The sequence below is a fragment of the Arsenophonus sp. ENCA genome, assembly GCF_002287155.1.
Classification (GTDB): Bacteria; Pseudomonadota; Gammaproteobacteria; order Enterobacterales; family Enterobacteriaceae; genus Arsenophonus; species Arsenophonus nilaparvatae.
The window spans coordinates 1-5,219 of sequence record NZ_NHNG01000742.1; the positions used below are offsets into that span (position 1 = coordinate 1).

A 5,219-nucleotide genomic window follows, 5' to 3' on the forward strand; every position below is an offset into this window, starting at 1 on the left:
GAAGGTTCAACTAATCGCCATAGGTCTTTAGGGCGGAAACATCTACTTTTTAACCATCGGCTAACCGTGTCATGAGATAAAGGCGATGGGCTGACTTCTGATAACGCCAAACTAGAGTATCTTACACTGCTTACTTGCAAGAATATTTTATAGATATCTTTAATGCATGGATAACCGGACAAAATATGAACATCCTGATTTTTTCTTGTTTTTAAATTTATACTTCTTTTTTAGAGACTGCGAAACTCGTGCTATTGTCAGCTAAATAAAATAGGCTTCTCTAGGGAAAATAAAAATGCACTGCTATAACTATATAAAATAGAGAAACAGTGCAGGAATAATAGCAGCGCACGCGATATTTAACTTAAATAACAACGTTAACTAAAGCGTAATTCACTAATCGTCAGATTTATAATATTTCTTTATTAATTGTCTCGCTAATCGGCTGTACTATATAAGGTGTTTTCTTATTTTTAATTGCACCAAATACAGTTAAAATAGCCTCGTTTTGCTCATTAATATTACGGTATAACCAATAACGAATTTCGGGTAAACGGGGTAAACCATCACTTTCGCTTAGTATTCTTAAATCACCAGTCTGCATTTCTAGCGGACGCGCAGTGATACCGACTTCAGCATTAACCGCAGCAAGCACTGCCGATAACGAAGCTGCTTCATACGCAATACGCCATTTGATACCCGCAGCATTAAGGGTGCTTATCGCTATTTCACGAAATGGATTGGTTTCATCCATGACAACCAAAGGAATTGGCTCATTTAATTGATGCTGAAAATCAGGTGCACAATGCCAAAGGATCGACGCAGAACGTAACAACGTACTTGGATATTGACTCAATTCTGTGGGTATTAGTGCTAAATCAATTTCACCATTATCCAGCATTTTTTTAATAAGATGAGCGCGCTTTATATAAATATCAACGGCCATACGCGGATATACTGATGCGATACGATTCAGCAGAAATGGCAATAAAGTATTAGTAGTGTCATCAGAAACACCAACTCGCAACTCACCTTCAGCATCATTATATGTTAGTGAAGCTGAAGCATCATCATTAGCTCGTAATATTTGCCGCGCATAACCTAATAACTGCAAACCATGATCCGTTAATAATTTATTACGGCCATGGCGTTCAAAAAGCTCACGGCCCACTAACTGTTCTAAACGCTGCATTTGTTGGCTAACGGCTGATTGAGTACGACAAACAGCTGCAGCAGCTGCCGCAAATGTATTAAGATCGGCAACAGCAACAAAAGTCCTAAGTAAATCAAGATCGAGATTCATAATTGGGCGATTTGAATTTATCATTTTATTCTCTTATATCATTCCTGGTGTTTTTACGAATTCAATAGATATTAAAATCATTGATAGTTAAAGAAATAAAGATAAAACCTTACATATTAAATTTTATTTCTATTAATGCAGTATTTATTACTGTGTATACACTTTTATTAACTTAAATTGTTTAATAATAAGCATGTTTTACATATTGATAAACAAAATGCCAATGAGAATGTTCTTCTTCTCGTTTTTATTAGAATAATTTTTAATTCCAGTCCTATGCCAAAATAACGATTTTTCAAACAGCAAAAAATAGGTTATTCTCAACAAAATAACTGTCAAAGATAATGCAGCTAGGAAAAACTATTAATTGATAATCAGCAACAAAACTCTATTTGCCCAGATACGGCAATAACATATTAACTTTAATTATATGTTATAAAAACAATATTTCTATCATGAAACCACCAATGGTTTGTAACAAAAAATGCACTGCCAAATCTATTCACTAAGTAATTTATTGTTTGTATACTAAAAATCATCTCACACCTAAAATATAAGACTAACTTATGCAATATTTTTGAATTTATTTGTCTAATTAAGTTATATAAAAAGTTTATTTGACCTAATTTAATTATTTAAACCAACCTTTTCTACCAAAAATAAGCCTATATCTTCAAAATTTTTCCAACTAAGAGTAGAGTATGAATATAAACATGCAGCAAAATTTCATCATATTCTATTAATGTTGAGGTTCAAACAGAGTAAATGAATACAATAACTAAATCCAATAAATTGGATAACGTATGCTACGACATAAGAGGGCCTGTTCTTAAAGAGGCCAAACGTCTTGAAGAAGAAGGCCATAAAGTTCTTAAACTTCATATTGGTAATCCAGCGCCTTTTGGTTTTGAAGCGCCGGATGAAATTTTATTTGATGTTCTACGCAATCTTACTCACTCACAAGGTTACAGTGATTCAAAAGGAATTTACTCCGCCCGCAAAGCAATCATGCAACACTATCAAGCTAGAGGAATGCTTGACATCAATATCGAGGATATCTTTATTGGTAATGGTGTTTCTGAACTCATCTTGCAATCGATGCAAGCCTTATTGAATAATAACGATGAAATGTTAGTCCCAGCTCCTGACTATCCGCTATGGACTGCTGCGGTATCTCTTTCCGGTGGCAAAGCTGTACACTATAGATGTGATGAAGAACAAAATTGGTTTCCTGATCTAGATGATATTCGCAAAAAAGTTACCCCTCGCACACGTGGCATCGTCATCATTAATCCCAATAATCCTACTGGTTCTGTTTACAGCAAAGCATTATTAATGGAGATTGTCGAAATCGCTCGTCAGCATCAGTTGATTATTTTTGCCGATGAGATCTACGATAAAATTCTTTACGATGATGCTGAGCATCATTCAATTGCCGCGTTAGCACCGGATCTATTAACCGTTACTTTTAATGGTTTATCAAAAACTTATCGGGTTGCTGGTTTTCGTCAAGGCTGGATGGTGCTTAATGGCCCGAAAGAGAATGCCAAAAGCTATATTGAAGGCTTAGAAATATTAGCCTCCATGCGGCTTTGTGCTAACGTTCCTATGCAACATGCAATCCAAACCGCATTAGGCGGTTATCAAAGTATTAACGAATTTATCTGTCCTGGTGGGCGATTATATGAACAACGTAATCGCGCTTGGGAACTGATTAATGAAATTCCTGGGGTATCATGTGTTAAACCGCAAGGTGCTTTATATATGTTTCCCAAAATTAATATTAAAAAGTTCAATATCTCAAACGACCAAAAAATGGTACTTGATTTACTCTTACAGGAAAAAGTTTTATTGGTTCAGGGAACTGCTTTTAATTGGCCTGAACCCGATCACGTCAGAATTGTTACGCTACCTTATGTTGGCGAGCTTGAAGCTGCAATTAATAAATTTAGCCAATTCCTGCTAAACTATCGCCAATAGTTGTCCAATAATAGAACATTCTTAATCTACATTAAGGATGTTCTATTTTGTTATTTACTTGTTAATCTAATCAATCCACAATGCTTATCACTATAACAATCCCATGAGGACAGTCTATGAGTTATTTTTTTGCCCATCTTTCTCGGATGAAATTAATTAATCGTTGGCCATTAATGCGCAATGTACGTACCGAAAATATTTCAGAGCATAGTTTACAAGTTGCCTTTGTCGCTCATGCCCTTGCTTGCATTAAAAATCGAAAATTTAATGGCCAACTCAATCCTGAACGTATTACACTTCTCGCTATGTATCATGACGCCAGTGAAGTGATCACCGGTGATCTGCCAACACCAATAAAATATCATAACCCACAAATTGCTAACGAATACAAAAAAATTGAAAAATACGCTCAGCAAAAACTTATTGCTATGCTACCAGAAGAATTACAACAAGATTTTCAGCCGATTTTGGATGATGAATATCATACTGGGGAAGAACGCGCTATCGTTAAACAAGCGGATGCACTTTGTGCCTATTTAAAATGTTTAGAAGAGCTATCTGCAGGCAATACCGAGTTTAATCTAGCTAAAATGCGACTTGAAAAAACACTTTCTGAACGTTATAGCGATGAAATGCAATACTTTATTGAAGTTTTTGTGCCCGGATTCAGCCTATCTTTAGATGAAATTAGTAGCTAGTAAGTTATATAACATATAAATAGTATTATTATCTTACTTTTTGTTACATAAAATAGGCGATAACTTTAAAATGGAAACAATTGAGGAACAATAACAATAGTGATAGCCATAACTAAAACAGTAAAAGGAACCCCAAATTTAACGAAATCAGTGAATTTATAGCCACCAGGCGCCAAAATTAGAGTATTAACCGGTGAAGAAACTGGGGTCATAAAAGCCGCGGAAGCTGCAACACTTATCACCATAGCAAAAGGTATTGGCGAAACACTCATATGATTAGCGACAGCAATGGCAACCGGTGCCATTAATATTCCTGTTGCGGTATTAGAAATAAATAATCCAGTTACTGCACAAACAATAAATAGGCAAAGCAACATTATCCTTGGTCCCATGCCACCTGCAATTGATAGGACGTGAGATATTTAAACGGGAAACGTGCGATAAATGTGGATCTACCTGGGACAAACTGGATCTATCTGGGACAAGTCAGGGTGATTCAGTTACACATAGTGAAACTAACATTGAGGGGAAATTCGCTTTTAAATCTTGTTAATCGTCATGATAATTGCCCCACAAAATTTTTCATCATGGCAATAAAAAATCATGGAGTCTATTTTGGGCTAACTTCAGATAGGAGGCGGATTTTTCTATTCCTAACCAGGGATATGCCAGTTTTTCTGCAGCCACTGCCGTTGTCCCACTGCCTAAAAAAGGATCCAATACTGGCCCAGGCTCAACGGATCCCAGATACCGTCTTTCTTATCATGATACAAGAGCTATATTCTCATCGAAGGGGATGCCAGATTTTAAGACACCATAAGCTAATTGGAGTAATTTTCGCATTGCCGCACAGATGCCTACTTTACCTCCTTTGTGACGTGATACGAGCCGCTGCCACTGTGCTTTTATTATAGGGTTACAGGAAATGGCAGATAAAGCCGGCATGTATAATGCTTTTCTGAGCTCTGTATGACCTCGTTTTGATAGGCGACTACGTCCTTTAAATAAACCAGACTCATGCAGTTTTGGGTTAAGACCAACATAGGCCACGACTTCTTTACTGTTGCTAAATTTTGACATATTACCGATATAAGCCAGTAAACTCGCACTCAGTATTTCACCAATTCCAGGTATGCTTTCCAGCAACGCTTTGTTTTTCTTTAAATCAGGATCGCTATTAATATGATTTCTTATTTTTTCTTTTGTGGTCTGTATTTGTTGTTTTAATACATCAATGA

At 36.1% G+C, this 5,219-nt stretch carries 6 protein-coding genes and 1 pseudogene; 2 read left to right on the forward strand and 5 right to left on the reverse strand.

The window, feature by feature from the left end:
- Both CBG25_RS19295 and CBG25_RS19300 read right to left on the reverse strand, forming a co-directional pair.
- The coding region (locus tag CBG25_RS19295; protein ID WP_290604843.1) for a hypothetical protein at positions 1–182 on the reverse strand (182 nt) is incomplete at its 3' end.
- Between the two features lie 227 nt (positions 183–409).
- Positions 410–1,327: a LysR substrate-binding domain-containing protein gene (locus CBG25_RS19300; RefSeq protein WP_290608681.1), complete on the reverse strand. Its 918-nt coding sequence runs from the start codon at positions 1,325–1,327 to the stop codon at positions 410–412.
- A 741-nt stretch (positions 1,328–2,068) separates the two neighbouring features.
- Between CBG25_RS19300 and CBG25_RS19305 the strand changes: the two genes are divergently transcribed.
- Positions 2,069–3,283, forward strand: coding sequence for a pyridoxal phosphate-dependent aminotransferase (locus tag CBG25_RS19305; protein WP_290608683.1), 1,215 nt, complete (start codon positions 2,069–2,071; stop codon positions 3,281–3,283).
- A gap of 116 nt (positions 3,284–3,399) precedes the next feature.
- Positions 3,400–3,981 (forward strand): 5'-deoxynucleotidase, encoded by a 582-nt coding sequence (gene yfbR, locus CBG25_RS19310; RefSeq protein ID WP_290608685.1) that lies wholly within the window; start codon positions 3,400–3,402, stop codon positions 3,979–3,981.
- A gap of 65 nt (positions 3,982–4,046) precedes the next feature.
- On the opposite strand, the pseudogene CBG25_RS19315 reads toward yfbR, so the two are convergent.
- The 3 genes and pseudogenes from CBG25_RS19315 to CBG25_RS19320 all read right to left on the reverse strand — a co-directional run.
- Positions 4,047–4,394, reverse strand: a pseudogene (locus tag CBG25_RS19315) (SLC13 family permease); the annotation flags it as partial.
- 172 nt (positions 4,395–4,566) lie between these two features.
- On the reverse strand, positions 4,567–4,701 hold the full coding sequence (locus tag CBG25_RS21575) for a DNA methyltransferase (protein WP_366212659.1): 135 nt from the start codon (positions 4,699–4,701) through the stop codon (positions 4,567–4,569).
- Positions 4,702–4,743: 42 nt separating this feature from the next.
- On the reverse strand, positions 4,744–5,219 hold a 476-nt coding region (locus CBG25_RS19320), incomplete at its 5' end, for a transposase (protein WP_290604276.1).

What these genes read in the sequence shown, in the direction of transcription:
- yfbR (WP_290608685.1), top strand. Translation starts at nt 3,400, where the DNA reads ATGAGTTATTTTTTTGCCCATCTTTCTCGGATGAAATTAATTAATCGT.
- CBG25_RS19300 (WP_290608681.1), bottom strand. Translation starts at nt 1,327, where the DNA reads ATGATAAATTCAAATCGCCCAATTATGAATCTCGATCTTGATTTACTT.
- CBG25_RS19305 (WP_290608683.1), top strand. Translation starts at nt 2,069, where the DNA reads ATGAATACAATAACTAAATCCAATAAATTGGATAACGTATGCTACGAC.